Raw genomic sequence first — 25483 nt, 5'->3', positions numbered from 1 at the left:
TCGACGACGGTGAAGTCCTCGGCCGTGTAGAGCTCGCCGGTCTCGGGGTCCTCGGCCTAGAGGACCTGCGCGTACTCGTTGTAGGTCATCGCCTGCGCGGCGTCGATCTCGCCCGAGAGCAGGGCGTTCATGTCGAACTGCTGCTGCACCAGGGTCACGTCCGTGGCGGGGTCCAGCCCCGCCTCCGTCATGCCGGCGAAGAGCTCGAACTCGTTGCCGAAGCCCCAGTTGCCGACGTCCTTGCCGGCGAGGTCGGCGGCGCTCGTGATGCCGGCCTCCTTGAACGAGACCTGCAGGGTGCCCGAGCGCTGGAAGATCTGCGCCACGTCCGTGATGCCCGCCCCCTGCTCGCGCGAGGCCAGGGCCTTCGGCACCCACGCGATGGCGTAGTCCACGGCGTCGTTGGCGAGCTCGGTCTGCGGGACGATGTCGACGCCGCCCTCGACGATCTCGACGTCGAGCCCCTCGTCCTCGTAGTAGCCCTGGTCGACGGCGGCGAAGTAGCCCGCGAACTGCGCCTGGGTGAACCACTGGAGCTGCAGGCGCACCGGGGTGAGCCCGGCGTCGGGCGAGCCGGAGGCGGCGTCGCCGCCCGCGGCGCCGTCGTCGCCGCCGGAGCAGCCGGCGAGGGCGAGGGCCAGCGCGAGCCCCAGGGCGGTGGTCGCGCGGGTGCGGCGGGTGCGGCGGGTGCGGCCGGGACGGTGGAGGGGGCTCATGGGGCTCCGATCGGGAGGGGGGGCGGTGCGGCAGGCGGGAGGGAGTGCGACGCGGGGGACGTGCGGCTGGGTCGGACGGGCTGCCTCGGGGGGTCGGGGCTGTCAGAGGCCCTGACGCCGGGCGACGAGGCGCTCGGCGGCCAGGGTGAGGAGGTAGACCGCGAGGCCGAGGAGGATCGCCCCGACGACGAAGGCCCAGGCGCGCGGGTACGCGCTGTTGGCCGCGGCGGAGGTGATCCGCGAGCCGAGCCCGTCCTGGAGGCCGCCGAAGTACTCGGCCACCACGGCGGCGATGACGCCCGTCGAGGACGCGATGCGCAACCCCGTGAAGAGGTAGGGCAGCGCGCCGGGGATCGTCACGGTGCGCGCGAGCTGCGCCGGCGTGGCGGCGTAGGAACGCAGCAGCTCGCGGTGGACGGGCAGCACCTGGCGCAGGCCGCGCAGGGTGGTGACGAACACCGGGGCGAAGACGACCGCGGCCACGACGAGCCGCCGGGGGGTCGTCGTCGTGGTCCCGAACATCGTGTTGAGCACGGGCGCCAGGGCGACGATCGGCAGGACGGCGATGGCCGCGGCCGTCGGGGACAGGACCGCGTCCACCGGGCGGCTGCGGGCGGCGAGGAGCGCGGCGAGCACCGCCACGACGGCGCCCAGCAGCGTCCCGACGAGCACGTTCGCCCCGGTCGCGAGGGAGGCCTCCAGCACCAGCGGACCGACCTCGACGAGCTGCTCGACGATCGCCGTGGGGCTGGGCAGCAGGAACGGCGGCACGTCCGCCGCGACGACGAGCGCCTGCCAGGCTGCGAGCCCGACGACGCCGAGGAGCACCGGCGGCAGCGCGCGGCGCAGCACGTCGCCGCCCGCAGCCCGGACGGCGCTGCTCGTCGTCGTGCTCATCGCAGGTCCACGCCGCGCGGCGCGCCGGCGGCCGTCTCCGGTGCGGCGACGGCCGGGGTGCCCGCGGCCCCCCCGTGCAGGGCCTCACGCACCGCGGTGACGGCCGCGAAGAAGGCCGCGTCCTCGCGGAGCCCCTCCGTCCGCTCCCCCGTCCCGGGCAGCCGGATCGGCACGACCGCGCTGATCCGCCCCGGCCGCGGCGACATGACGACGACGCGGTCGGAGAGGAACACCGCCTCGGGGATGGAGTGGGTGACGAAGACGACCGCCGCCCCGCTCTCGGCGCAGATCCGCACGAGCTCGGTCTGCATCCGCTCGCGGGTCATCTCGTCGAGCGCGCCGAACGGCTCGTCCATGAGGAGCAGGCTGGGCCGCTCCGCCAGCGCCCGGGCGATGGCGACGCGCTGCTGCATCCCGCCCGAGAGCTGCGCCGGCGTGTGGTCGGCGAAGTCCGACAGCCCGACGAGCGCGAGCAGCTCCCGCGCCCGGCCCGCCCGCTCCCGGCGGCCGACCCCGTGCAGCTCGAGCGGCAGCTCGACGTTGCCGCGCACGCTCCGCCAGGGCAGGAGCCCGGCCTGCTGGAACGCGATGCCGTAGTCCTGCGCCTCCCGGGCCACCCGGGGCGCCTTGCCGAAGACCGAGAGCTCGCCGGACGTCGGCTCCTCCAGGTCGGCGACGAGGCGCAGGAGCGTCGACTTGCCGCACCCCGACGGGCCGATGAGGGAGACGAACTCGCCCGCCGCCACCTCCAGGTGCACGTCCTGCAGCGCCGTGACGACCCCGGCGCGGGTGCGGAACCTCTTGTGGACGCCGACGGCGCGCACGGCGGCGGCGGGCCCGGGGCGGGGCGCCCCGGCGGCCGGCGCCACGGCGCTCGTCGTGCTGCCGGACCGGCTGCCGGTCGGGACCGGGATGGATCTCATGACACCTCCGCGGTGCGGTAGCGGCGCAGGACGAGGCCGAGCAGGCCCACCACGCCGGCGGCGACGAGCCCGAGCACGGCGGCGCCGAGCAGGGCGGCCCAGGGCTTGGCGGGGTCGCCCGAGGCGGCCTGGGCGTAGGAGACGACGAGGCGTCCGATGCCGCCCCGGGTGCCGGTGGAGACCTCGGCGACGATGGCGCCGACGACGGCCGTGGCGGCGCCCAGCCGGAGCGCCGGGAGCAGGTGGGGCACGGCGGCGGGCAGCCGGAGCGAGACGAGCGTGCGGCCCCAACCGGCGGCCTGGGCGCGGAAGAGCTCGACCTGGGCCGCCGTCGGCGACTGCAGGCCGCGCAGCGCCCCGACGGCCACGGGGAAGAACGCCAGGTAGGACGCGATGAGCGCGACCGACATCCAGCGCTCCCACTGCAGCGGCCCGAGCTCGAGCCGCCCGCCCCACCCGACGACGAGGGGCGCCAGCGCCACGAGCGGCACCGTCTGCGACAGCACCACCCACGGCAGCACCGCGTGCTCGGCGACGCGCCAGCGCTGCATGAGGACCGCGAGCAGCAGCCCGCCGACGACGCCCAGAGCCCACCCGACGAGGGCGATGCCGAGCGTGAACACCGCGGCCGACAGCGTGGCCGCGAGCACGGTCGGGGCGTCGCGCGCCCCGGACTCGGCCTCGCCGAGCCGCGCGAGCACGTCCCACACGTGGGGCATGGCGCGGTCGTCGGTCCGGGGCAGGAGGCTCGCGGTGCCCAGGTGCACCCCCGTGTCGGGGACGACCGCCTTCACGACCTCCCAGAGCACGAGGGCGACGAGGAGCGCGACCAGTGCCACCCCGGCGCGCCGCAGCCCCGCCCGGACGCCGCTCACGCCGTCGCCACGACGGTGCCCGCGAGCGCCGGGATGATGCGCTCGCCGTACTGGCGCAGCGTCTCCTCCTTGCTGTCGTGCTGCAGGTAGACGGCGAACTGGTCGACGCCGAGGTCGCGCAGCGCCTCCAGCTTGGCGACGTGCTCCTGCGGCGAGCCGAGGACGCAGAACCGCTCGACGATCTCGTCGGGCACGAACGTGGTGTGCGAGTTCCCCGCGCGGCCGTGCTCGTTGTAGTCGTAGCCCTGCCGGCCGGCGATGTAGTCCGTGAGCGCCGGGGGCACCGCGAGGCCCGTGCCGTAGCGCGAGACGATCTCGGCGACGTGGTTGCCGACCATGCCGCCGAACCAGCGGCACTGCTCGCGCATGTGGGCGCGGACGGCGGGGTCGTCGCCGTCGCCGACGTAGGCCGGCGCCGCGACGCAGAACTTCACGGACATCGGGTCCCGCCCCGCGGCCTCGGCCGCGTTCCGCACGGCGGCGATCATCCAGGCCGCGATGTCCGGGTCGGCGAGCTGCAGGATGAAGCCGTCGCCGACCTCGCCCGTGAGCTGCAGGGCCTTCGGGCCGTAGGCGGCGACCCACACGTCGAGGGCGGAGCCCCGGCTCCAGGGGAAGCGCACGACCCGGCCGTTGTGCTCCACCGCGCGGTCGTTGCCGAGCTCGCGGATCACGTGGATGGACTCGCGCAGCGCCTCGAGGTTGGAGGGCTTGCCGGCGAGCGTGCGGACGGCGGAGTCGCCGCGGCCGATGCCGCAGATCGTCCGGTTGCCGTACATCTCGTTGAGCGTCGCGAACAGCGACCCCAGCACGGTCCAGTCGCGCGTCGCCGGGTTCGTCACCATCGGCCCGACGACGACCTTCCGCGTCGCGGCGAGGATCGCGGAGTAGATGACGAACGGCTCCTCCCACAGCAGGTGGGAGTCGAAGGTCCAGACGTGGCTGAAGCCGTGCGTCTCAGCGAGGCGCGCGAGCTCGACCGTGCGGGACGCCGGGGGGTTGGTCTGCAGGACGGCGCCGAAGTCCACGACGGTCTCCTCTCGGGCGGGGGCGGGGCAGCTGGTCGACGAGGTCCCTCGTCGACCCGGTCCCGGGACGGGTCAGATGAGGTACTGCGACAGCCCGCGCTTGACGTACCGCCCGTGGCCGGGGCGGCCGTGGAACTGCCCGTCCTCGACGAGGACCTCGCCGCGCGAGAGCACGACGTCGACGTGCCCGTCGACCTCGAAGCCCTCCCAGGCGGAGTAGTCCATGTTCATGTGGTGGGTCTTCCCCAGGCCGATGGACGTGTGGCCCCGCGGGTCGTACACGACGACGTCCGCGTCGGCGCCCGGTGCCAGCACGCCCTTGCGGCCGTGCATCCCGAACATGCGCGCCGGCGTCGTGGAGGTGATCTCCACCCAGCGCTCGAGGCTGATCTGCCCCGTGACCACGCCCTGGTAGAGCAGGTCCATGCGGTGCTCGACGGACCCGATGCCGTTGGGGATCTTCGAGAAGTCGCCGCGCCCCATCTCCTTCTGCGTCATGCAGAAGGGGCAGTGGTCGGTCGAGACGAGCTGCAGGTCGTTCGTCCGCAGGCTGCGCCACATGTGGTCCTGGTGGCCCTCCGCCCGCGAGCGCAGCGGCGTGGAGCAGACCCACTTCGCGCCCTCGAAGCCCGGCGCGCCGAGCTGCTCCTCCAGGGACAGGTACAGGTACTGCGGGCAGGTCTCGCCGAAGACGTTCTGCCCGCGGTCGCGGGCGAGGGCGATCTGCTCGGCGGCCTGCTTGGCGGACACGTGCACGACGTAGAGCGGGGCGCCCGTGAGGTCCGCCAGCATGATCGCCCGGTGCGTGGCCTCGGCCTCCGCCTGCCACGGCCGCGTGAGCCCGTGGAAGACCGGATCGGTGTCCCCGCGGCCCAGGGACTGCTGCACGAGGAGGTCGATCACGGACCCGTTCTCCGCGTGCATCATGATCATGGAGCCGTTGTCCGCGGCCTTCTGCATGGCCGTGACGATCTGGCCGTCGTCGGACAGGAACACGCCCTTGTAGGCCATGAACAGCTTGAAGCTCGTCACGCCCTCGGCCACGAGCTCGTCCATCGCGTGCAGGGACGAGTCCTGCACGTCGGACAGGATCTGGTGGAACCCGTAGTCCACCGCGCAGTGCCCGGCCGCCTTCTCGTGCCAGGCCGCGTACTGCTCGAGCGGCCTCTCCCCCGCGTACTGCACGACGAAGTCGACGATCGTCGTCGTCCCGCCCCACGCGGCGGCGGTCGTCCCCGTCTCGAACGTGTCCGAGGCCGAGGTGCCGCCGAAGGGCATCTCCATGTGGGTGTGGGCGTCGATGCCGCCGGGGACGACGTACTTCCCCGTGGCGTCGACCACCTTGTCGACGTGGCCGGCGAGGTCGTGCCCGAGGATCGTCGAGCCCGGCGCGAGCAGGGCGACGATCTGCTCGCCGTCGACGAGGACGTCGGCGGCGCCGCGGCCCGTCGCGTTGACGACGGTCCCGCCGGTGATGAGGGTCTTCACGGTGCGCTGCCTCCATGCGTGGGCTGGGTCGGGCGTGGGCGGGTCGGGCCGGGTCCCGCTCAGGGGGCGACGACGGGCCCGTACGCCTCCGGGCGGCGGTCGCGGAAGAACTGCCACCGCTCGCGCACCTCGCGGACCTGGTCGAGGTCGAGGTCGCGGAGGATCAGCTGGTCCTGCGACGAGGACCCGATCTCGCCCACGAACTCGCCGTCGGGGCCCACGGCGTAGGACGAGCCGTAGAAGTCGACCGCCTCGTCGCCGTACTCGTTGTCCTCGAGCCCGACGCGGTTGTTGGCGATGATGAACATGCCGTTCGCGATCGCCGCGGCGGGCTGCTCCACCTCCCACAGCCGGTTCGACAGCCCGGGCTTCGTGGCGTTCGGGTTGAAGACGATCTCGGCGCCGTTGAGGGCCAGGACGCGCCAGCCCTCCGGGAAGTGCCGGTCGTAGCAGATGTTCACGCCGATCTTCCCGACGGCGGTGTCGAACACCGGGTACCCGAGGTTGCCGGGGCGGAAGTAGAACTTCTCCCAGAACTTCGGCAGGTGCGGGATGTGGTGCTTGCGGTACCTGCCGAGCACCGTGCCGTCCGCGTCGATGACGACGGCCGTGTTGTAGAGGACCCCGGGCTGGTCCTCCTCGTAGATCGGCAGGACGACGACCATGCCGAGCTCGGCCGCGAGCGCGGCGAAGCGCTCCGTGGTCGGCCCGGGGACGGTCTCGGCGTAGTCGTAGTACGCCGTGTCCTGCGTGATGCCGAAGTACGGGCCGTAGAAGAGCTCCTGGAAGCCGATGACCCCGGCGCCGGCCGAGGCCGCCTCGCGCATCCAGTCCTCGTGGAGCCGGATCATCGACTCCTTGTCGCCCGTCCAGCGGGCCTGGGTGAAGGCGACCCTCACGACGCTCATCTGCTCCTCCGTCCGCGGCCGCCGGCGCTGCGCGCCCTGCTCGTCCGCTCCTGGGTCCTGTGGTCCCCGCCGGCCGGCCCGGTGGTCGTCCGGCGGCGAGGAATGTGACTGTCGGGGTTGAACATTTCTGCACCGTTACCCCCCGTTACCGGCGCGAGAACGCCTGTGTCCGGCGCGTAAAAGGTCGCCGCGCGTCCCCCGGGCGGGTGGTGGGCCGGGTCGTGGTGTGGTCCAGGTCACCGTCGCGCGTCCGCCGCGGACGGCGACGATGACGCCCGTGCCCCCCGTCGTCCCCGCCACCGCGACCGCGGCCGCCGCACCGGCGCCCGCCGCCCCCGGGGCCGCGACGGCGCCGACGGTCACGGCGCACGGGTCTCCGCCCGTGGAGCGGGGCGGGCCGTCCCGCGACCGGCTGGCCGGGCTCGTCGCGGAGGCCGGCGACCGCAGCCCCCGCGGCATCGCCGCCGCGGTGGCCCGGCTCGTCGGCACCGGGGAGCTGCGCCCGGGCGACCGGCTCCCCACGGTCCGCGACCTCGCCGCCGGGCTCGGGGTCAGCCCCGCGACCGTGTCCGGCGCGTTCAGCGCGCTGGCGACCGTGGGGCTCGTCCTCTCCCGGGGGCGCGCCGGGACGGTCGTGCTGCCGCCGCCCATCGGGTGGCTCCCGCCGCGCTACCGCGAGCTCGCCGCGGGCGGGCCCGCGCGCGTCGACCTGTCGTCCGGCACCCCCGACCCCGAGCTGCTGCCGGCCCTCGGACCCGCGCTCGCCCGCGCCGCGGCGGTCGCGGAGCCCGCCACCGGCGGCGGCTACCTGCGCACGCCGCTGGTGCCCGAGCTCGAGGCCGTCCTGCGCGCGGGCTGGCCCTTCCCGGTCGAGCGCCTGACCGTGGTCGACGGGGCGCTCGACGGGCTCGGGCGCGCGCTCGAGGTCGTCGCGCGGTACGGCGACCGCGTCGCGGTGGAGGACCCGGGCTTCCCGCCCGTCTTCGACCTGCTGGAGAGCCTGGGCCTCGAGCGCGTCCCGCTGCGGCTCGACGACCACGGCGTGCGCCCCGACGCCCTGGCCGCCGCGCTCGACGCCGGCGCCACCTGCGTCCTGCTCCAGCCCCGCGCGCAGAACCCCACGGGCGTCAGCCTGAGCCCCACGCGTGCCCGCGAGCTCGCGGCGGCGGTCCGTCGGCACGCGGCCGCCGACGGGCGTCCGGGGCGTCGGGGCGAGGACGGGGACGGCACCGGCTCGGGGCCCCGGGACCGCGGCGACGGGCCGGCGGACGGCCTGGGCGAGGGCGGTGCGGGCGGGCCGGGGGCCGGTCGCCCCGGCCCCGGCCGCCCCCGCCGGGTGCACGTGCTCGAGGACGACCACTCCGGCGAGGTGACCTCCGCGCGCGACGTGAGCCTCGGCACGTCGCTGCCCGGCCAGGTCGTGCACGTGCGCTCGTACTCCAAGTCCCACGGCCCGCACCTGCGGCTCGCGGCGGTGGGCGGGCCGGCGCACGTGCTCGACGCGCTCGTGGCCCGGCGGATGCTCGGCCCCGGCTGGACCAGCCGCCTGCTGCAGCGCACGCTCGTCGACCTGCTCACCGACCCCGACGCGCTCGACGCCGTCGCCCACGCCCGCCGGGTCTACTTCGCGCGGCAGCGGGCGCTCGTCGGCGCCCTCGCCCGGGACGGGCTCGTGGTCCTGCCCGGCGACGGCGTCAACCTCTGGCTGCCCGTCCGCGACGAGGCCGCCGCCCTCGTCCACCTCGAGGCGGCCGGCATCCGGGTGTCGCGGGGGTCGCCCTACTTCGCCGCCGCCCCCCACGACGACGAGGGGCCGCACGTGCGCGTCACCGTGGGCCTCCTGCGCGAGGACGTCGGCGCGGTCGCCGCCGCCCTGGCCCTGGCCGCCCGCGCCTGAGCGCCCGCCGTCCGGCACCCGCCCCGCAGGTCCAGCACGTCCCGGACGTTCCGGGAAGGGACGCTGCTGCGGTGCCGGCGGCACCCCGTTGCGGTGGCCTCGCGACCGGCGCGGCCGGCCGCCGGTGCAGCGGTCCTCCACCGTGGCAGGTGTCGACGCCGCCACGGGCCGCGAGGGCACAGCCTCTCGCCGGACCTCCGCCGGTCGGCCGTCCCCGGCACGACAGGAAGGGACGCTGCCGCGGCACCGGCGACACACGGCCGCGGCGGCATGGTCGCCCGCGCGTCGGCCCGCCGGTGCAGCGTCTCTCCACCCGAGCGCCCGCCCGACGCCCGGTGGCCGTGCGCGGGCGGCGACGGGACGGGCGGCGTGGGCGGTTGCGCGGGGGCGGGCGGGTGCGCCTAGGCTCGGCGGAGGATCCCGGCGTCTCCTGGCCGGGTCGTGCCGGCCCCTCTTCTGGCCGGACGCCACGGTGCGACGTGCACCGAGACCGGCCGCCGCGCACCCGCGCCCGGCCCGCACGAGCGACGACGCCCGCCCGCACCCCGGGAGCGTCCTGCGCGCGTCCGGCCACCCGCGGGTCCGCGTCCGGCACCCGCACCGTCAGGAGACCCCGCATGCCCGCCCGCGCCGATCGCACCGTCCACCCCCTCCCGGCCGAGCCCTCCGCCGCCGCCGGCCTCCGGACGCCCGCGGCCGGCCCGGTCGGCCGGTCGACCGACGGCGTCACCCGGGTCCGTCCCCGGCGTGCCCACCGGGCGGCGCTGCCGCTCGCCGCCGGCGTGCTGGCGCTGGCGCTCGCCGGCTGCGCGTCCGACCCGGCCGGCAGCACCACCGCCGGTACGGCGGCCTCGTCGAGCCCCACGGCGGGCGCGACCCCGGGGGCCGACGGCCACCCCGTGACCGTCGACAACTGCGGGACGGAGGTCACCCTCGAGGCGCCGCCGCAGCGCGTCGTCACCGTGAAGTCCTCCGTGACCGAGCTCGTCCTCGCGCTGGGGCTCGGCGACCGGCTCGTCGGCACCGCCTTCGCCGACGGCCCCCTCCCCGAGGCCCTCGCCGCCGACGCCGTCGACGTCCCGGTCCTGTCGGAAGGCGTCCCCGGCCAGGAGGCCGTGCTCGCGCTCGCGCCCGACCTCGTGCTCGGCGGGTGGGAGTCGAACTTCTCCGACGAGGGCGTCGGCGAGCGGGAGGCGCTCGCGGCGCTGGGCATCGCGACCTACGTGGCGCCGTCGGCCTGCCAGGAGGAGGCGTACCGGCCCGACCCGCTGACGTTCCCCGTGGTCTTCGACGAGATCCGCGAGGTCGCGGCCCTGCTCGGGGTGCCGGAGCGAGCGGAGGTCCTCGTCGCGGAGCAGCGGGCGCAGCTCGCCGACGTACCGCAGGCCGCGCCCGGGACGACGGCCCTGTGGTACTCCTCGGGCACGGACACCCCCTACGTCGGGGCGGGCATCGGCGCGCCGCAGATGGTCCTCGACGCCGTGGGCCTGGAGAACGTCGTCGGCGACGTCCGCGAGACGTGGACCAGCGTGGGCTGGGAGGCGGTCGTCGCGGCCGACCCCGACGTGCTGGTCCTCGTCGACGCCACCTGGAACACCGCGGAGAGCAAGATCGAGCGTCTGGAGTCCGACCCGGCGACGTCGCAGCTGACGGCCGTGCGGGAGCGCCGGTACGTCGTCGTCCCGTTCGCGGCGTCCGAGGGGGGCGTCCGCAACGTGGAGGCGGCGCGCACGGTCGCCGACGGGCTCGCGGACCTCGGGCTCGTCGACGGGGACGGCGAGGGCTGATGAGCGCACCGACCCTGCCGAGCGGCACGGGCACCGGTCCCGCGCACGGCGGCGGGCGACCCCACGGCACCGGGGGCACCGGCGCGGCGGGCGCCACGGCCACGGGCCGGACGGCCACGGCGGCGACGGGCCACGACCGGGCGGCGACGCCCGGCGCGCGCCGCGACGGCCCCGCGACCGGCGCCCCGCGCCGCCGGCCGCCGCTCGCGCTGCTCGTCGGGGCCGGTGCGCTCGCGCTGCTGGGGACGGTGCTCGTCGCGGTGACGGTCGGCCCGTCCGGCCTGGGCGTCGCGGAGGTGCTGCGCGGCGTCGGCGGCCACGCGGGCCTGGACGTGGTGCCCCTCGACCGGCTCCAGGACGCGATCGTCTGGCAGATCCGGCTGCCGCGGGTGCTCACCGCCGCGGCCGTCGGCGCGGGGCTCGCGCTCGCCGGCGCCGTCATGCAGTCGCTCACGCGCAACCCGCTGGCCGACCCCTACCTGCTCGGCCTGTCGTCCGGGGCGTCCGTCGGCGCGGTGGCGGTCCTCGTGCTCGGGGTCGCGGTGCTGCTGCCCGTGGCGGCCTTCGCCGGGGCGCTCGTCGCGCTCGTCGCCTCGCTGGCCCTCGCCCGCTCCGGCGGCACGCTGAGCCCGGGCCGGGCGGTGCTCGCCGGGCTCGCGGTGTCCCAGCTCTGCGCGGCGCTGACGTCCTTCGTCGTGTTCTGGACGGCCACGGGCGACTCCTACCGCGAGATCCTCGACTGGCTGCTGGGCTCGGTGGCCGGTGCGTCCTGGTCGTCCGTGGCGATCTCCGGCACGGCCGTGCTCGTCGTCGGTGCCGTGCTGCTCGCCTCCTCCGGCCGTCTCGACGCCTTCGCCTTCGGCGACACCGCCGCCGCCGCCCTCGGGGTCGCGGTGGACCGCACGCGCTGGACGCTGCTCACGCTCGTCGCCCTCCTCACCGGCGCGATGGTGGCGGTCTCGGGGTCCATCGGCTTCGTCGGGCTCGTGCTGCCGCACGCGGTGTCCGCGCTCACCGGCCCCGCGCACCGGCGGCTCCTGCCCGTGGCGGCCCTCGCGGGGGCGGTCGTGCTCGTGTGGGCCGACACGCTGGCGCGCACGGTGTTCGACCCGCGCGAGCTGCCCGTCGGCATCGTCACCGCGCTCATCGGCGTGCCGGTGTTCGCCGTCGTCCTGCGGCGGGGACGGGGGCCGGCATGGGCCTGAGCGACCGGGGCGGTGCGCCCCTGCGGATCACGGGGCTGCGGCTCGAGGGCGTGGGCACGCGGCTCGGCGGTCGCTGGGTCGTCGACGGCGTCGACGCCACCCCGCCGCCGGGACGGCTCACGGGGCTGCTCGGCCCCAACGGCGCCGGCAAGAGCACGCTGCTGCGCCTCGTCGCGGGGGTGGCCGCGCCCGAGGCGGGGACGGTGCTCGTCGGGACGTCCGACGAGGTGCCGGCGCCGGCGCCGCAGGACGCCGCGGGACGGCCGGACGGGGCGCTGGTCCCCCTCCACCGACTCCCCCGCCGCCGCCGCGCCCGGGCCGTGGCGCTGCTGGAGCAGGAGTCCTCGCTCGCCGTGCCGTTCACCGTGCGCGAGGTCGTCGCCCTCGGGCGGATCCCCCACCGCGGCCTGTCGGCGCCGGGCAGGGACGAGGCCGTCGTGGCGTCCGCCCTCGTCGCCGCCGGCGCGGACCACCTGGCCGACCGCGCGTGGTCGCAGCTGTCCGGGGGCGAGCGCCAGCGGGTCCAGATCGCCCGGGCCCTGGCGCAGGAGCCGAGCCTGCTGCTGCTCGACGAGCCGACGAACCACCTCGACGTGCACGCCCAGCTCGCCACCCTCGCGCTCGTGCGCAGCCGGGGCACCACGGCCGTCGCCGCGCTGCACGACCTCACGCTCGCCGCGGCCTGGTGCGACCACGTCCTCGTCCTCGACGGCGGGCGGCTCGTCGCGGCCGGCGCGCCGGCCGACGTGCTGACCGCGGAGCTCGTCGCGCGGGTGTGGGGCGTGCGGTGCGAGGTGCTCGTCCACCCCCGCACCGGGCACCCGGTCATCGCCTTCGACGGCCCGCAGCCGACGGGTCCCGACGACGGGCCCGTCACCGCGCACGCCGGGGCCGACGGCCCGGCCCGTCACGCGTCCGGCGCCGACGGGGCGACCACGCCCGTCGGGACAGGAGGCCGGTCGTGAGGGTCGTCGTGCTCTCGGGGGGCGTGGGCGGCGCCCGCTTCACGCGCGGGCTGCTGGCGCACCTCGGCGCCGACGCCCCTGGCAGTCGCGCGCCGGCCCACGAGGTCACCGTCGTCGCCAACACCGGCGACGACCTGTGGCTGCACGGCGTCCGCGTCTGCCCCGACCTCGACACGCTGCTCTACACGCTCGGCGGCGTCGTGCACGAGGAGCAGGGCTGGGGCCGCCGGGAGGAGTCGACCCGCGTGAGCACCGACCTCGCCGCGTACGGGGTCGGGTGGGACTGGTTCACGCTCGGCGACCTCGACCTGTCCACGCACCTGGCGCGGACGCAGTGGCTGCGCGAGGGCGTCCCGCTGCAAGGGGTCACCGCGCGCCTGGCCGCCCGCTGGGACCTGGCCGGCCGGGGCGTGCGGCTGCTGCCCATGGCCGACGAGCCGGTGGAGACGCACGTCGAGGTCGACGGCGACGAGGGGCCCCGCCTGCTGCACTTCGAGGAGTGGTGGGTGCGCCACCGGGCCGCGCTGCGCCCGCGGCGCTTCGTCCAGGTGGGCGTCGAGGACGCGGTGCCCGCCCCGGGCGTGCTCGAGGCCCTGGCCGCCGCCGACGTGGTGCTCCTCCCGCCGTCGAACCCCGTGGTCTCCGTCGGGACGGTGCTCGGCGTGCCGGGGCTGCGCGACGCGCTCGTCGCGACGGCCGCCCCGGTCGTGGGCGTGTCCCCCGTCGTCGGCGGCGCACCGGTCCGGGGCATGGCCGACGCGTGCCTCGCGGCGATCGGCGTGGAGACGACCGCCGCGGCCGTCGCGCGCCACTACGGGCGCCGGTCCCTCGGCGGCGTCCTCGACGCATGGCTCGTCGACGGGCGCGACCGGCCCGACGCCGCCGCGCTGCGCGCCGAGGGCTGGCCCGTCGCCGTCGCGGACACGCTCATGGTCGACGTCCCCGCGGCGGCCCGGGTGGCGGCCGTGGCCCTGGCACTCGCTCCCCTGGCGCTCGCCGGCGGCTGACGGGGGCGCTCCTCGTCGTGACGGACCTGCTCAGGCCGACCGGCGCGCGCCGTCCAGCGCCCGGGCCCACGCCGCCCGCGTCCGCGGCGCCCGGCCGTTCCCGCCCGGGGCGGCCAGGACCGCCTCCAGGTCCTCCCGGACGTCCACGTCGCGCCGCAGGCTCGACGTGGACGGCACCGCGAGCGCGACCGAGCCCAGCGCGCCGTGCACGGCCGCCGAGCCGCGCCCGAAGCGCGTGCGCAGGATCTCGTGGGCGGCCAGCGTGAGCAGCGTCGTCCCGGTGCCGTCGGCATCGGCGACGAGGCCCCGCGCCACCCCCGCGGCGGCCGCCAGGGCCTCGCCGAGGTCGGCCGGGTCGAGGGCGGGCAGGTCGCCGAGGAGCACGGCGACGGGCGCGTCCGGCCGCTCGACGCGAGCGGCGGCCACGCCCGCGGCGACGGCCGCGTCGAGGCCGGGCTCGGGCCCCTGCGCCCCGCCGGTCGTCGCCGCCGGCGGCTCGGCGACGACCTCGACGGGGGCGCCGGGCCGCGTGCCGGGGCCCGCCAGGTCCTCCCGCAGCCCCTCGTCGGGCGTCACGACGAGCACGGCCGCCACCCCGGGCGCCGCGGCCGCCGCGGCGACGGTGTCCAGGGCGATCGCCCGGACCAGCGCGGCCCGGTCGGCCGGGTCGGCGTCCGGCAGCAGCCGGGACTTCCCCGTCGCCGCGCCGCGGACGGGCACGACGACGGACCAGCCCGTCACGGGGCGGGAGGGGACGGGGCGCACGGCGTCATCCTCCCCCGTGCCCGGCTGCCCGCGCGCACCGGGCGCCGCGCCGGGCGGGCCCCGCGGGAGCGGCCCCGCGCCGACGGCAGGGGCGATGATGGCGCCATGACGCTGTGGCTCACGGGCGACCCCGACGCCGACCGCCTCCTCGACGGCGACCCGTTCGCGCTCCTCGTCGGGATGCTGCTCGACCAGCAGGTGACGATGGAGTCCGCCTTCGCCGGCCCCGCGAAGCTGGCCACCCGCATGGACGGGTTCGACGTGCGGCGCATCGCGGAGGCCGACCCCGACGAGTTCGTGCGCCTCTGCGCCACCCCGCCGGCGGTGCACCGCTACCCCGGCTCCATGGCGGGCCGCATCCAGGCCGTCGCGGCCGCCGTGCTCGAGCAGTACGACGGCGACGTCACGCGCCTGTGGACCGACGACGACCCGGACGGCCCCACCGTGCTCCGCCGCCTGAAGGCCCTGCCCGGCTTCGGTGACCAGAAGGCCCGCATCTTCCTCGCCCTGCTCGGCAAGCAGCGCGGGGTGAGGCCGGCCGGCTGGCGGGAGGCCGCCGGCGCCTACGGCGACGCCGACGCGCGACGCTCCATCGCCGACGTCACCGACCCGGCGTCGCTGGCCGCCGTGCGCGAGACGAAGAAGGCCGCGAAGGCCGCGGCCCGGGCGTCCCGCTGACGCCCGGGCCGCGGCCCTCCCGGTCCCCGGCCCGCCCGGTCCCCGTCCGCCCGGCTCAGCCCGCCGGGGCCACCGTCACGGCGACGGTCGCCTGGACGGCGGCGCTGGTGCCCGTCGCCGCAGGACGCAGCCGCAGCGTGTAGGCACCGGGCAGGAGGGTCGTCGGCACCTTCCAGGTGAGCGTGCCCGCACCCGCGGGGGTCGCGGCCGCGGTGGCGACGACGTACTTCTTCGTCGCACCCACGAGCTCGACGAGCACCGGGGCGGTCGACCCGCCCGACAGCGTCCAGGTCACCGTCTGCGTGCTGCCCGGGGCCCAGGTGCCGCCCGCGGACGGGCCGGTCACCGCGAGCGCGGGGGCGACGAGGGACAGGTCCGTCGTGCTGGTGGCGGTGACCGCCGTGTTCCCGACGACCGTGACGCGGACGCGGTAGTCGGCGGCGGTCGGCGCGGTCAGCGGCGGCGACCACACGAGCGTGCCGGGGCTGATCGCCCGCGACGGGCTCACGAGCACGGTCGCGCCGGAGGGACGGACGAGCTCGACCTTCACGGCCGTGCCGGGGGCCCCGACGGGCGCCCACGTGAGGGTGCGCGGAGCGCCCTTCGTCCAGGCCTGGCCGTCCGCCGGGTCGCCGACGCCGATCGCGGTGCCGGTCAGGGCGAACGGGTCGGACGTGACCGTCCTGCTGGCGAGCCCGACGACGGTCACCCGCACCCGGTACTCCCCGGCCGCCTGCGCGGTCGCGACGCGGTAGGTCAGGGACCCGTGGCCGCCCGGCGTCGGGGCGGACGCCGCGAGCACGGCGGGCGTCGTGCCCCGCAGGAGCTCGACCTTCACCGGGGTGGTCGCGCCGCCGGAGAGCGTCCACGTGACGGTGCTGCTCGCGCCGGCGGCCCAGCCGGTGCCGGCGGAGGTCAGCGTGAGCGTCGGGGCGACGAGCGTGACCTCGCCGGGGGCGGTGGCCGTGAGGGTGCGGTCGGCGACGGCCGAGACGCGCACGCGGTAGCCGCTCGCCGCCGTGAGCGCGACCGGCGGCGTCCACGTGACGGAGCCCGTCCCGTCCGCCGCCGTGGGGGCCGAGGCGGCCACGACCGTCACCGCGGTGCCGCGCACGAGCTCGACCTTCACGGGAGCCGTGACGCCCGGCGTGAGCCGCCAGCCCAGCGTGACGGGTGCCCCCGTCGTCCACGTCTGCGCCTCGGCGGGCGTCGGCGCGGCGATCGTCGGCCGCACCACCGCGAGGTCCGTGGCGCTCGTCGCGGTGACGGCCGTGTTCCCCACGACCGTGACCCGGACGCGGTAGTCGGCGGCGGGCGGCGTCGTGAGCGGCGGCGTCCACGTGTACGACCCGGCGGCGAGGGGCCGCCCGGCCGAGACGAGCACCGTCGCGCCGGAGGGGCGGACGAGCTCGAGCTTCACGGAGGCGCCGGGGAGCCCGACGGGCGTCCACGTGAGGGTGCGCGGGGTGCCGGCGGTCCAGGCCGTGCCGTCGGCGGGGTCGCCGGCCACGATGGAGGTGCCCAGCAGGACGAGCTCGTCCGTGGACGACGAGAGGTGCCGCAGCGAGGTGCTGGAGACGCGGACCCGGTAGGTGCCGTCGGCGAGGCTGGCCGGGGCCTTCCAGGTGACCGTGCCGTTGCCCGCGGGGACGTTGGACGCCACGGTCGCGGCGACGGTCGTGCCGCGGAGCAGCTCGACGAGCACCGTGCTGCCGACGGTGCCGGACGTCGTCCAGGTCGTCGTGTAGGTGCCGCCCGCGCGCCAGGGCTCCGTCGGCGTGCCGGAGGTGAGCCGCACCGCGGGGCCGCCGGTCAGGGTGAGGGCGCCGGCCGAGGCGTCCGTCACGGCGGGCACGGCGGTGAGCGTGGCGCGCACCGCGTAGTCGTCGTAGGCGCCGAGCGTGGCGGCGGGGGTCCACGTGAAGGACCCGACGCCGTCCGTGCCGACCTTCGCGGTGCTCGTGAGCACGACGGGCGTGGCGCCCGGGCGCTCCAGCGTGAGCTTCACGTACCCCGTGGGCGTGCCGGTGGAGGTCCAGGAGACGGTGCGCGGGGTGCCGACGGCCCAGGTCTCGCCGCCGGCCGGGGCGGTGACGGTCAGGACCGGGTCGACGAGCGCGAACGGCTCCGACGTCGAGGTCAGGCTCGGGTCGAGCACGGACGTGACCCGCACGCGGTAGCCGTCGCCGCGCGCGAGCGTCGACGCGACCTTCCAGGGGAGGGCGTCGACGCCGGCGGGCGCGGCCGTGGCCAGCACGACCGCCGCACCGGTGGGGGGCAGCAGCTCGACCCGCACGGTCGTCCCGACGTTGCCGGTGCGCGTCCAGCGGACCGTCGTCGTGCCCGGCGCGGTGACGCGGGCCGCCTCCGCCGGGGCGGTCACGGCGAGCGAGGCCGGCACGGGGGCGCCGCGGAACGCCGCGGTCACCGGGGCGGTGACGTTGACGAGCGCGCGCTGGTCGGCCTGGTTCGTCGCCCCGATGGGCGCGCCGAGCGGGTAGCCGTTCAGCGTGAGGTCCGGGTTGGAGAACCGGAGCACCCGGGCGCAGCCGGCGCAGGCGTTGGCGTAGGCCATGACGGTGCGGAAGCGCGCCGTGGCGTTCACCCAGCCGTAGCCGTAGGGGTAGGCCGGCGTGCCGCTCCAGGAGCCGCGGTCGTGCGCCGCGCCGAAGTTGTGGCCGAGCTCGTGGGTGAACGAGTACGTGCCCGTCGAGCAGTGCACGTCGACGAGGCTCACGCCGTAGGGCGCGAAGCCGGCGCCGGCGCCCTGGACGTAGGCGATGCCGCAGGCCTGGTTCGCGGCGTCGTCGACGACGAGCGCGACGAGGTCCGCCCCGTCGGCGTCGCGCAGCACGTGCAGGCCGTCGTTCCAGCCGTCGCCCGGGTTCGCCGTCCGCGACAGCACGGCGGAGGTGACGTCGCCGTTCAGGGGCACCTCCACGGCACGGGTCAGGCGGACGCGGGCGCCGATGCCCGACTCCGCGAACGCCTCGTTCGTCTGCGCGATCGCGAGCAGGACGTCGGACTCCATCGCGACCTGGCCGCCGCGGGCGTCCTTCGCCGCGGTGGAGTAGCCGACGAGGACGTCGACGACGGGGCTGCCGTCGGCCGCGGTCCCGGCGTCGGCGTCGGCGTCGGACGCGGCCGCCACGAGCGAGGACACGAGCCCGTCGGCGGCGTCGGGGGCGGGCGCGTCGCCCGCGACGGGGCGGTAGGCGTCGGCGTCGCCCGGGCGCACCTCGTCGTCCCCCGCGGCGGGCAGCGCGGCCGGGTCGACCTGCTCGACGAGGGACGTGCCCGCGGCGACGGCGGTGAGGCGGTAGACGTCGTCGCCGACGGCGACGGAGCCGCTGAGGCCGCCGTCGTGCTCGACGAGGACGACGGACCCGCCCGCCTCGCCGGCGCCACCGGCGTCGACGACGCGGCCGGACCAGACCGTGGCCTCGCCCTCGGTGCGCGCGGGCGTCAGGAGGGTGCCCACGACGAGGTCGGGGAACAGGGCCAGGTCGACGGCGGTGGCGGGTGCCGCGTCGACGGGCGCCGCGTCGCCCGGGGGCACCTCGTCGCCCGCGGCGGCGGGGGCGCCGGGCACCTCGTCCCCGGCGTCCGCCGGGTCGTCCGCGACGGGCACCGGCACGTCCTCGGCGGCGGCCGGGGCCGGGGCGGGCAGGCCTGCGAGACCGACCTCGACCGTCTGCGCGCGCACGACGCCCGGCCCCTCGCCGGGCTCCGTCGCGCCGGGGACCGGCACGAGCACGCCGTCGGCGGACGCCACCCCGGTCGCGACGGGCGCGTCGTCGGACGACCAGGCGGCGGGCGCGGCGGCGACCCCCGTCAGGCCGACGGCACCGGCGGCGACGACGGCGGCGGTGCGCCGCAGGAGGGGCCGACCGGGACGGGGGCCCGCCACGGGGGTGGACGGCGGGAGGGCGCGCGCACGACGCCGGGAGCGGGAGAGCATGCCGCCCGGATCGGGGGCGGCGCCGGGCGGGGTGAGCGCCGCCCGGCAGGCTCACCCGTCCGCCCGTGCCGCTCCCCCGACCGGGCGCGCGGGCGGGTGTGCGGGCGGGTGCAGCCGGCGCCCTGCGCGGCGCGTCGCGGGACGGCACCGCGGCGTCAGCGGGGACGCTGGTGCTCCTGCTCCTCCGCCTCGCGCTCCTCGCGGTACTCGAACTCGTCGGGGTCCACGCCCTGCGCGACGAGCAGCCGGTCGACCTTCGCCTCCAGCCGCTCGTTGCCCTCCTTCGACTGCGAGGAGCCCCACCAGAAGAACATCGCGAGCCCGGCCGCCTGCCACACGAGCTGCAGGAACTCGGACTGCCAGTTCTCGAACGTCGACTGCAGGAACGAGGGCCAGAAGTCGCCCCACGCGAAGGTCTCCCCGTGCTGCTCCGCGACGCCCCGCTCCTCGAGGAGCTGGAAGACGAACTGCCCGATCCACGACAGCAGGAAGAGCAGCCCCGTGATGATGCCGAACGAGTAGGCGGTGAAGAAGCGGGGGCGGTTCCGGTGCGCGGTGGCCACGGGGTCCTCCCGGACGGTCGACGCCGGGCGGCAGCGCCCCGGCGGGTGGACGGGCCCCGCTGCTCGGGCCCGTGCCCCCGACGCTAGTGACCGGGGAGGGAGGCGGCATCCGGGGGCGTCGTCCCCGGGGGCACGGTGCCCGGGGGTCCCGCCGCCGCGCGGTCCGCGTCCTGCGCGGACTGGGGCGTGCTGCCCGGCACGCCGGCCGGCAGCGGCTCGACGACGGCCGCCGTGCCGTAGGCGCAGACTTCGCCGAACTGGCCGACCGCGCCCGTGTCGAAGCGGGTGCCGATGACGGCGTTGGCCCCCCGGGCCGCGGCCTGCGAGGTCATCCGGGCGGTCGCCTCGGCCCGGCTCTCCTCGAGCACGCGCGTGTGCTCGGGGATCTCGCCGCCGGCGAGGGAGCGCAGGCCGGCGGTGAGGCTCGTCGCGACGTTGAGGGACCGGACGGTGAGCCCGAGGACCTCCCCCAGGACCGCGACGACGCGGTACCCCGGGACGGCGTCCGTGGTCACGACGATCATGCGGTCCTCCTGCCGGCGGTCCTCGGGCGGGCCGTGATCGGCCACGCCGTCATCGTGGCACCGGCCCGGGCGCGGCACCCGGGACCCCCGCCCGGCGCCCGGCGCAGCCGTCGGCCCAGCCCGCGGCGTACGCCTCGGCGGTGCCCAGCGCGAACATGTCGGTCGGCCCGGTGCGGGTCAGCACCCGCGCCCCGGGCCCGTCCTCCTCGACGACGAGGTGCCCCGCCCCGCGCACGACCGCCAGCGGCCGGCCGGTCGCCTTGCCCTTGACGAGCTCGGCGGCGGCGGCCAGCTCGTCGGCGACGGCCGCGACGGTCATCGTCAGGGGCCGGCCGAAGGTGTCGGCCGAGCCGCGCAGGTCGTCGAGCACGCGCACGCCCGCCGCGCCGATGGTGAGGTCCGTGACGCCCTCGCGCCAGGGCCGCCCGGCGGTGTCGGAGACGAGCACGCCCACCCGCGCCCCGAACGCGTCGGCCACCGCCCGGCGCACGGCCCGCGCGGAGGCGTCGGGGTCCTCCGGCAGCAGCAGCACGGTCCCGCCGGGGGTGTTGCTCGCGTCGACCCCGGCGGCCGCCATGACCAGGCCCAGCCGGTTCTCGACGATGCGGGTCACCCCCCCGGGGAACGCGCGCGTCGCGACGACCCGCACGGTCTCGGCCGTGATGGCGTCCTCGCGGTCGTCGGCGGCGACGACCCGGCCCTCCGCCTTCGAGACGACCTTGCTCGTGAGGACGAGGACGTCGCCGTCGGCCGGCGCACGGGCGGGGTCCCGGGCGGCGTCGGCGCGCAGGAGCGCGACGAGGAGCGCCGGCAGGTCGTCGCCGGGCCGCACCTCCCCCAGCCCGGCCGGCGCCCAGGCGGACAGCACGACGTCGACGGGCTCGACGGGCTCGACGGGCTCGACCGGCTCGACCGGCTCGACGGGCTCGACGGGCTCGACCGGCCCGACGGCGGTCACGGGCGCAGCCCCGGGAGCACGTCGCGGCCGAAGACCTCGAGGAACTCGCGCTGGTTGCGGCCGGCGTTGTGCAGGTAGATCCGGTCGAAGCCCAGGTCGACGTACCGCTGCAGCTGGGCGCGGTGCACGTCGGGGTCGGCGGAGACGACCATGCGCCCGGCGAGGTCCTCGGGCCGCACGAGGCGGGCCATCTGCTCCAGGTCGAACGGCGAGCGGATGTCCGCCCGGTTGAAGCGCATGCCCGCCGTCGGCCACTCGCGCAGCGCGTTCGCCGTCGCCTCCTCGTCCGTGGCGGCCCAGGACAGGTGCACCTGGAGCACGCGCGGCATCGTGGAGGCGTCCCGGCCGGCCTCGCGGGCACCGTCGGCGAACCGCCCGAGGAGCTGCGCGAGCCGGTCGACGGGCGCGCCGACCGTGAGGATCCCGTCGGCGTGCCGCCCCGCCCTGCGCGCGGTCACCGGCCCCGCCGTCCCGACGAGCACCTGCGGCGCGCGCTCGGGCATGGTCCACAGCCGCGTCGACTCCAGGCGGTACCACTGCCCGGAGAACTTCGTGTCCTTGCCGGCGAGGCTGGCGGCGAAGAGGCGCTTGATGAGGTCGAGCGCCTCGAAGAGGCGGTTGATGCGCTCGGGCGCCTCCGGCCAGTACTGCCCGACGACGTGCTCGTTGACGGCCTCGCCCGCGCCGAGCCCGAGCCAGTGGCGGTCGGGGTGCATCGCGGCGAGCGTGGCGCTGGCCTGGGCGACCATCGCCGGGTGCCAGCGGAAGGTCGGCGCCGTCACGCCCGGGCCGACGTCCCCGCGCGTGCGCTCCGCCACCGCCGCCAGCACGTTCCAGACGAAGGAGGCCTGCCCCTGCGCCGGCACCCAGGGCTGGAAGTGGTCCGTGGCGAGCGTGCCCGTGAAGCCGGCCGCCTCGGCCGCGACGGCGAGCTCCACCGCGTCCCGCGGGTGCAGCTGCTCCAGCGCCGCCGTCCAGCCGACCCGCAGGCCCTCGCCCACCCGTCCTCCTCGTCGCGGGCCGTCCGCCGGCCACCGCGGCGCCCACCCTAACCAGCGGCGGCCCGCCCGGCGCCCGGCAGGATGGGCCCGTGGACGCGGGCGCGGTGACGGTGCGGTTCGCCGTGCCGCCGCCCGCCGACGCCCTCCTCCCCCGCCTCGGGCCCGCGGACCGCGAGCGCGTCGCCGCCCACCGGCCCGGACCGGTGCGCGACGCGCTGGCCGCCTCGCTCGTGCTCGCCGACGCCGTGGTGCACGGGGCCACGGACGGCCGCGGGCGGCTCGTGCGCCGGTGCCCGCGCTGCGGCTCCGGCCGGCACGGGGCACCGCGCGTCGTCGGGGGGCCACCGGGCCGGCCCGCGCCGCTCGTGAGCCTGGCGCGCACGCCGGGCCTCGTCGTCGTCGCCCTCGGGCGGGCGGCCGGGGGCCGTGCGTCCGGCCCCGGGGACGGGCCCGGGGACGGGCTCGGGGACGGGCTCGCGGACGGGCCCGCGGACGGGCTCGGGGTCGACGTGGAGAGCGGCGCGGTGCCCGCCGACGCGCTCCGGGCCGCCGGGGTGCGCGCGGCGCCCGGCGGGGGCGCCGACGACCGACGCACCCGGTGGGTGCGGGCGGAGGCCGTGCTCAAGGCCGCCGGGTGCGGGCTGCGGCTGGCCTCCGGTGCGCTGGACGTCGCGGACGCCGCGGGCGCCCCCGCCGTGCGCACGGCGGACCCGCGGCTCGCAGGCGGCCGGTGGTGGCTGCTCGACCTCGTCGTGCCCGCCGGCGCCCCGCCGGGGGCGGCCGCCGCGCTGGCGCTGCGGACGACCCGGCGGGGCGCCGACGCCGCCGCAGGTCCGCCCGGGGCGGGGCGGGTCGACAGCGGGCTCGTCGACCTGCTCGGCGACCCGGCCCCGACGGTCCCCCACGGGGCGTGAGGGACCCGGTCCGCCGGACCGCCCGTGCGGCCGCCGCCGGGCCGCTCAGGGGACGATGTGCCCGGCGGCGCGGAACAGCTCGTACCACTCCGCGCGCGTGAGCGGCAGGTCCGACCCCTGGGCGGCGCCGGTGACGCGCTCGGGGGTCGTCGTGCCGAGCACGACCTGCATCTGCGCCGGGTGCCGCGTGATCCAGGCGGTGGCGATGGCGATCGGCGGCACGTCGTAGGCGGCGGCGAGCCGGTCGACCACGGCGTTGAGCTCGGCGAACGCCGGGTCGCCGAGGAAGGCGCCGGTGAAGAAGCCGCCCTGGAACGGGGACCAGGCCTGGACGGTGATGTCGTGGAGGCGGCAGTAGTCCAGCATCCCGCCACCGTCCCGCACCACGGACTGGTCCTCGGCGAGCATGTTCCCGGCGACGCCCTGCGCGACGAGCGGCGCGTGCGGGATCGACAGCTGCACCTGGTTGGCGACGATCGGCTGCTGCACGTACCGGCGCAGCAGGTCGATCTGCCGGGGGGTGTGGTTGGAGACGCCGAAGGCGCGCACCTTGCCCGCGGCGTGCAGCGTGTCGAACGCCCGCGCGACCTCCTCGGGCTCGACGAGCGCGTCGGGGCGGTGCAGCAGCAGGACGTCGATGCGGTCCGTGCGCAGCGCCTCGAGCGAGCCCTCGACGGACGCGACGACGTGCTCGTAGGAGAAGTCGAAGTACGGGCCGTCGGGGACGATGCCGCACTTCGTCTGGATCGTCAGCTCGTCCCGCTGCGAGGCGGTGAGCGCCATCGCCTCGGCGAAGCGCCGCTCGCAGTGGTGGAGCTCCGAACCGTAGACGTCGGCGTGGTCGAGGAAGTCGATGCCGGCGTCGCGGGCGGCCCGGAGCAGGTCGCGCACCTCGTCGTCGGTCTTGTCCGTGATCCGCATGAGGCCGAGGACGACGTTCGGCGCGGTGATGTCGGTGCCGGGCAGGGTGAAGGTCTTCACGTCCGGACCCTAGAGCGGCCCGCGCGCCCCCGCGCCCCGGGCGGGGCGGTCCGCCGGCGCGGCCGCCGGCGCGGCCGGCGCGTCAGAGCCGCAGCCGGCGCAGCCGACCGCCGCCGCTGCCCGAGGGCAGGTCGGGCAGCCCCGCCTCCTGCAGCCAGGGCAGCAGCACGGGCGAGACGTCGCGCCCCGCCACCTCGCGCACGACCGCGAGCAGGTCCGCGGTCCGCACCGTCGCGTGCCGGTACCGCGCCGTCCACGCCCGCAGCACGTCGACGAAGGGCCCGTCGCCGACCGCCCGCCGCAGGGCGTGCACGGTGAGCGCGCCCCGCTGGTAGACGCGGTCGTCGAACATCCGCTCGGCGCCGGGCTCGGTGAGCACGAGGTCCTGGGGCAGCCGCCGCAGCCGGGTGAGCGCCTCGCGCGCCGTGCGATCGGCGGACGCCTGCCCGGAGGCCTCCCACCACAGCCACTCCGCGTAGCAGGCGAAGCCCTCGTGCAGCCAGATGTCGCGCCACGTCGTCGCCGTGAGGCTGTTGCCGAACCACTGGTGCGCGAGCTCGTGCGCGACGAGCCGCTCGTACCCGCCGCGCCCGTCGAGGTGCTGCGCGCCGAACACCGACAGGCCCTGGGCCTCCAGCGGGATCTCCAGCGGGTCGTCCGTGACGACCACCGCGTAGGAGTCGAAGGGGTACGGCCCGAACAGGTCCGAGAACAGCCTCATCATGACCGGCTGCCGGGCGAGGTCCCGCAGCGCCCCGGCCCGGCGCGCGGCGGGCGCGTGCACCTCCTGGCGGACGTCCTGCCCCACCCCGGGCCCGCCGTCGGGGCCGGGCGCGAGGACGTGGCGCTCGTACCGGCCGAGCTGGACGGTCGCCAGGTAGGGGGCCAGCGGCGCGGAGGGCGCCAGCTCCCAGCGCACGGAGCCCGCGCGGGAGGTCCGCGCGAGGACCGGGGCGTTGCCGACGAGCGTGTAGCCGGGCTCCGTGGTGAGGACGAGCCGCAGCTCGGCCTTCTCCCCCGGCAGGTCGACGCAGGGGAACCACGAGGGGGCGCCGTCGGGCTGCCCGGCCACGAGCACCCCGTCCGTCAGCTCCTCCCAGCCAACCTCGCCCCAGGGCCCGCGGGTCGGCCGCGGCGCCCCGGCGTAGCGCACCTCGACGACGAGCCCCGTGCCCGCCCGGACCGGCGCCGGCAGTCGCACGACCAGGCGCCCGTCCCGGTGCGTCCAGCGGGCGCGCGCGCCGTCGACGCGCACGTCCTCCACCCGCAGCCGGTCCAGGTCGAGCGTCACGCGGTCGACGTCGAGCGTCGCGACGCCCTGGAGCCGCGCGGTGCCGGCGAGCCGGTTCGTGCGCACGCGGTAGTCGAGCTCGAGGTCGTAGCGCTCGACCCGCAGGCCGCCACCGCCGCGGTGGGGCACGTAGGGGTCCGGCACCACGCCG

Annotated in this window: 22 protein-coding genes; 7 read left to right on the top strand and 15 right to left on the bottom strand. The window is 77.4% G+C overall.

What is annotated here, in order from left to right:
• Window positions 1-56 precede the first annotated feature (56 nt).
• From EJA20_RS19820 to EJA20_RS03355, 7 genes are all read right to left on the bottom strand, one after another.
• Window positions 57-716, bottom strand: coding sequence for an ABC transporter substrate-binding protein (locus EJA20_RS19820; protein WP_338068790.1), 660 nt, complete (start codon window positions 714-716; stop codon window positions 57-59).
• Between the two features lie 102 nt (window positions 717-818).
• Entirely contained in the window at window positions 819-1613 is a 795-nt protein-coding gene (locus tag EJA20_RS03380) for an ABC transporter permease (protein WP_129336756.1), read from the bottom strand.
• Window positions 1610-2536: an ABC transporter ATP-binding protein gene (locus EJA20_RS03375; protein WP_129336755.1), complete on the bottom strand. Its 927-nt coding sequence runs from the start codon at window positions 2534-2536 to the stop codon at window positions 1610-1612. The genes EJA20_RS03380 and EJA20_RS03375 overlap by 4 nt, the downstream gene beginning before the upstream one ends.
• Window positions 2533-3411, bottom strand: a complete 879-nt coding sequence (locus EJA20_RS03370) for an ABC transporter permease (RefSeq protein ID WP_240674965.1) — start codon at window positions 3409-3411, stop codon at window positions 2533-2535. The genes EJA20_RS03375 and EJA20_RS03370 overlap by 4 nt, the downstream gene beginning before the upstream one ends.
• On the bottom strand, window positions 3408-4439 hold the full coding sequence (locus EJA20_RS03365; protein ID WP_129336754.1) for a TIGR03842 family LLM class F420-dependent oxidoreductase: 1032 nt from the start codon (window positions 4437-4439) through the stop codon (window positions 3408-3410). Before EJA20_RS03365 ends, EJA20_RS03370 begins: the two co-directional genes overlap by 4 nt.
• Before the next feature lie 72 nt (window positions 4440-4511).
• Window positions 4512-5927, bottom strand: coding sequence for a dihydropyrimidinase (gene hydA, locus EJA20_RS03360; protein WP_129336753.1), 1416 nt, complete (start codon window positions 5925-5927; stop codon window positions 4512-4514).
• A 59-nt stretch (window positions 5928-5986) separates the two neighbouring features.
• Window positions 5987-6835 (bottom strand): nitrilase-related carbon-nitrogen hydrolase, encoded by an 849-nt coding sequence (locus tag EJA20_RS03355; RefSeq protein WP_129336752.1) that lies wholly within the window; start codon window positions 6833-6835, stop codon window positions 5987-5989.
• Between the two features lie 277 nt (window positions 6836-7112).
• Here EJA20_RS03355 and EJA20_RS03350 point away from each other — a divergent pair, with 277 nt between their 5' ends.
• The 5 genes from EJA20_RS03350 (at window position 7113) to cofD (ending at window position 13696) form a co-directional block, all read left to right on the top strand.
• The gene (locus EJA20_RS03350; protein WP_240674963.1) at window positions 7113-8732 is read left to right on the top strand and encodes an aminotransferase class I/II-fold pyridoxal phosphate-dependent enzyme; all 1620 of its coding nucleotides are present in this window, start codon (window positions 7113-7115) and stop codon (window positions 8730-8732) included.
• 617 nt (window positions 8733-9349) lie between these two features.
• On the top strand, window positions 9350-10519 hold the full coding sequence (locus tag EJA20_RS03345) for a putative F420-0 ABC transporter substrate-binding protein (protein ID WP_129336750.1): 1170 nt from the start codon (window positions 9350-9352) through the stop codon (window positions 10517-10519).
• The gene (locus EJA20_RS03340; protein ID WP_240674961.1) at window positions 10519-11724 is read left to right on the top strand and encodes a putative F420-0 ABC transporter permease subunit; all 1206 of its coding nucleotides are present in this window, start codon (window positions 10519-10521) and stop codon (window positions 11722-11724) included. The genes EJA20_RS03345 and EJA20_RS03340 overlap by 1 nt, the downstream gene beginning before the upstream one ends.
• On the top strand, window positions 11715-12689 hold the full coding sequence (locus EJA20_RS03335) for an ATP-binding cassette domain-containing protein (RefSeq protein ID WP_129336749.1): 975 nt from the start codon (window positions 11715-11717) through the stop codon (window positions 12687-12689). Before EJA20_RS03340 ends, EJA20_RS03335 begins: the two co-directional genes overlap by 10 nt.
• Window positions 12686-13696 (top strand): 2-phospho-L-lactate transferase, encoded by a 1011-nt coding sequence (gene cofD / locus EJA20_RS03330; protein WP_129336748.1) that lies wholly within the window; start codon window positions 12686-12688, stop codon window positions 13694-13696. Before EJA20_RS03335 ends, cofD begins: the two co-directional genes overlap by 4 nt.
• A gap of 30 nt (window positions 13697-13726) precedes the next feature.
• Here cofD and cofC read toward each other — a convergent pair whose 3' ends face one another.
• Window positions 13727-14461, bottom strand: a complete 735-nt coding sequence (gene cofC / locus EJA20_RS03325; protein ID WP_240674958.1) for a 2-phospho-L-lactate guanylyltransferase — start codon at window positions 14459-14461, stop codon at window positions 13727-13729.
• 105 nt (window positions 14462-14566) lie between these two features.
• Between cofC and EJA20_RS03320 the strand changes: the two genes are divergently transcribed.
• Window positions 14567-15139 (top strand): HhH-GPD-type base excision DNA repair protein, encoded by a 573-nt coding sequence (locus EJA20_RS03320; protein ID WP_129336747.1) that lies wholly within the window; start codon window positions 14567-14569, stop codon window positions 15137-15139.
• 55 nt (window positions 15140-15194) lie between these two features.
• On the opposite strand, the gene EJA20_RS03315 is transcribed toward EJA20_RS03320, so the two are convergent.
• From EJA20_RS03315 to EJA20_RS03295, 5 genes are all read right to left on the bottom strand, one after another.
• Window positions 15195-19100 carry a Ser-Thr-rich GPI-anchored membrane family protein gene (locus EJA20_RS03315; protein WP_129336746.1) on the bottom strand — a complete coding sequence of 1302 codons (3906 nt, stop codon included), beginning with the start codon at window positions 19098-19100 and terminating at the stop codon, window positions 15195-15197.
• A 155-nt stretch (window positions 19101-19255) separates the two neighbouring features.
• Complete coding sequence (locus EJA20_RS03310; RefSeq protein ID WP_129336745.1) at window positions 19256-19663, bottom strand: DUF6766 family protein; 408 nt, start codon at window positions 19661-19663, stop codon at window positions 19256-19258.
• Between the two features lie 83 nt (window positions 19664-19746).
• Entirely contained in the window at window positions 19747-20187 is a 441-nt protein-coding gene (locus EJA20_RS03305) for a YbjQ family protein (protein WP_129336744.1), read from the bottom strand.
• Between the two features lie 49 nt (window positions 20188-20236).
• Window positions 20237-21052, bottom strand: coding sequence for a coenzyme F420-0:L-glutamate ligase (cofE, locus tag EJA20_RS03300; RefSeq protein WP_129336779.1), 816 nt, complete (start codon window positions 21050-21052; stop codon window positions 20237-20239).
• Window positions 21053-21141: 89 nt separating this feature from the next.
• Complete coding sequence (locus EJA20_RS03295) at window positions 21142-22146, bottom strand: TIGR03557 family F420-dependent LLM class oxidoreductase (protein ID WP_129336743.1); 1005 nt, start codon at window positions 22144-22146, stop codon at window positions 21142-21144.
• Window positions 22147-22235: 89 nt separating this feature from the next.
• On the opposite strand from EJA20_RS03295, the gene EJA20_RS03290 reads away from it, so the two are divergent.
• Complete coding sequence (locus EJA20_RS03290) at window positions 22236-23060, top strand: 4'-phosphopantetheinyl transferase family protein (protein ID WP_129336742.1); 825 nt, start codon at window positions 22236-22238, stop codon at window positions 23058-23060.
• Between the two features lie 45 nt (window positions 23061-23105).
• On the opposite strand, the gene EJA20_RS03285 is transcribed toward EJA20_RS03290, so the two are convergent.
• Both EJA20_RS03285 and EJA20_RS03280 read right to left on the bottom strand, forming a co-directional pair.
• Entirely contained in the window at window positions 23106-24041 is a 936-nt protein-coding gene (locus EJA20_RS03285; protein ID WP_129336741.1) for an aldo/keto reductase, read from the bottom strand.
• 82 nt (window positions 24042-24123) lie between these two features.
• Window positions 24124-25479 (bottom strand): M1 family metallopeptidase, encoded by a 1356-nt coding sequence (locus tag EJA20_RS03280; RefSeq protein ID WP_240674955.1) that lies wholly within the window; start codon window positions 25477-25479, stop codon window positions 24124-24126.
• Between the last annotated feature and the right edge of the window lie 4 nt (window positions 25480-25483).

The organism is Cellulomonas endophytica (genome assembly GCF_004123805.1).
GTDB lineage: Bacteria > Actinomycetota > Actinomycetes > Actinomycetales > Cellulomonadaceae > Cellulomonas > Cellulomonas endophytica.
This window is presented reverse-complemented; position numbering and strand designations above follow the sequence as displayed.

What these genes read in the sequence shown, in the direction of transcription:
- EJA20_RS19820 (WP_338068790.1), bottom strand. Translation starts at nt 716, where the DNA reads ATGAGCCCCCTCCACCGTCCCGGCCGCACCCGCCGCACCCGCCGCACC.
- EJA20_RS03380 (WP_129336756.1), bottom strand. Translation starts at nt 1,613, where the DNA reads ATGAGCACGACGACGAGCAGCGCCGTCCGGGCTGCGGGCGGCGACGTG.
- EJA20_RS03375 (WP_129336755.1), bottom strand. Translation starts at nt 2,536, where the DNA reads ATGAGATCCATCCCGGTCCCGACCGGCAGCCGGTCCGGCAGCACGACG.
- EJA20_RS03355 (WP_129336752.1), bottom strand. Translation starts at nt 6,835, where the DNA reads ATGAGCGTCGTGAGGGTCGCCTTCACCCAGGCCCGCTGGACGGGCGAC.
- EJA20_RS03345 (WP_129336750.1), top strand. Translation starts at nt 9,350, where the DNA reads ATGCCCGCCCGCGCCGATCGCACCGTCCACCCCCTCCCGGCCGAGCCC.
- EJA20_RS03340 (WP_240674961.1), top strand. Translation starts at nt 10,519, where the DNA reads ATGAGCGCACCGACCCTGCCGAGCGGCACGGGCACCGGTCCCGCGCAC.
- EJA20_RS03335 (WP_129336749.1), top strand. Translation starts at nt 11,715, where the DNA reads ATGGGCCTGAGCGACCGGGGCGGTGCGCCCCTGCGGATCACGGGGCTG.
- EJA20_RS03320 (WP_129336747.1), top strand. Translation starts at nt 14,567, where the DNA reads ATGACGCTGTGGCTCACGGGCGACCCCGACGCCGACCGCCTCCTCGAC.
- EJA20_RS03315 (WP_129336746.1), bottom strand. Translation starts at nt 19,100, where the DNA reads ATGCTCTCCCGCTCCCGGCGTCGTGCGCGCGCCCTCCCGCCGTCCACC.
- EJA20_RS03305 (WP_129336744.1), bottom strand. Translation starts at nt 20,187, where the DNA reads ATGATCGTCGTGACCACGGACGCCGTCCCGGGGTACCGCGTCGTCGCG.